General features: G+C 43.7%; 3 protein-coding genes. All 3 read right to left on the bottom strand.

The window, feature by feature from the left end:
* The coding region (locus ACQ4MZ_RS31505; protein ID WP_430852021.1) for a hypothetical protein at positions 1 to 242 on the bottom strand (242 nt) is incomplete at its 3' end.
* Between the two features lie 853 nt (positions 243 to 1,095).
* Complete coding sequence (locus ACQ4MZ_RS31500; protein ID WP_430852020.1) at positions 1,096 to 1,209, bottom strand: hypothetical protein; 114 nt, start codon at positions 1,207 to 1,209, stop codon at positions 1,096 to 1,098.
* Between the two features lie 4 nt (positions 1,210 to 1,213).
* The coding region (locus tag ACQ4MZ_RS31495) for a hypothetical protein (protein WP_430852019.1) at positions 1,214 to 1,402 on the bottom strand (189 nt) is incomplete at its 5' end.

Here is a 1,402-nt window from a genome sequence, read left to right as displayed (position 1 = left end):
TACGTTTTGATGAGAACTGACAGCCCTTTTTTGATCGAATAATTTGAGCTGGTTTCCGGGACTAAACTTCCGTTACCTTCGCTGATTGTATCAACTCGGAGGATACAATTCAAAACATCAATAGTCCCCGTATCTTCTTTAAAACCCAAATTAGAAGCAGGAGTGGAGCAATCAAAATGGTCGATAACACAGCGGAAATGCCAAGGATACCACCAAAGAGATTTCGCAGAAACACTGCGCAATAATTGGTCATAATGTAATTAAGTGGAAGGTTTATTTAATTTGGCACGTAATTATTTCGTGTAAGTGTCATTCATCAAGGCCTGGAGGCAAACGAGTATTCTTTCAGATACAATTTGAAGGTGGTCTGCTGGTCTGCACAGATTACTTCACAGTCCCAAAACAGATATTTTTGCCCTAGGTAGAAGATTTCGCCCAGATAGCCGCTGGGGATTATACATTGGCTGACGGATGCGGAAGCAAACCTATTTTGGTTTTCAGCAAGAAATTCCGCGATATCATCCTGTCCATGGATGCGACAGACGACATTTTCTTCATTTACGTGACCTCTCCAATCGATCAACTCTATACATTGACGCATATTCTGAAATTTGGTAAGACTTTAAATAAGAGTGTCAGCGATTAATCAGACAGGTTTTTTGAACGTGCCCGTGTTCTGGCCGTCTTAATGTTTCTCAATTTTTGCAGATAGGACCTTGAAGGTACAAGTACCCGGATATCCCCGTTCTGTATCCTGGCCATCAGGTCGGACCAGGAAGTTTCAAGCATATGTCTTCCCAGAACCAATTCGGTTTCATTTAGTCGCGTCAACTCCTGGTAGCAGACTTGCTTTGCCTGGTGTATTCGCAGGCCATACAATGCTGTCGATCGTTGTATGACAAGTGGTGGGTCATATTCATTTTTCATATATAGAAATCTACTTTTCGTCTGTCACCCCTGGTGCCAAGACGGTTTGTCCTATGCTTGTGGCGTACTAATAGCGATAAAAGTGGCCATCGTCCATATTAACGGCCCCGATGAAAGGAGCAACCAGTTTTCAGTTCTATTTACTGATTGGGACCGCTTTGCCACAGCCTAAAAGCGGTGGCCTTCCAGCTTGGACCCTGTGGTAATATTTCTGATGTTTACCAGGGTGGACTTGTGTACGCCAATAAAGCCGTGGTCCTGTTTTGATATGGGTAGCTTCAATGTTTTATAGATCAGGTATTTTTTGCCGGCTGTGGTAGGATGTAGGTATAATTGCCTGCCCCCTCAAAATAAGTAATGCTTGTAGGTCAATTTCCGAGGTGCTTCCCATAAAGTTGACGGAGAGGTGGCAGGCCCGGCGTTTTGAACGATATGCAGCGTATTGTTGCGTGGAAATGTAGCTCACAGTTGATGT

The sequence above is a fragment of the Dyadobacter sp. BHUBP1 genome, assembly GCF_050587785.1.
In the GTDB taxonomy this organism is placed as follows: Bacteria; Bacteroidota; Bacteroidia; order Cytophagales; family Spirosomataceae; genus Dyadobacter.
The sequence above is the reverse complement of the archived record's forward strand: the minus strand, read 5'-3'. Positions and strand labels throughout refer to the sequence as shown.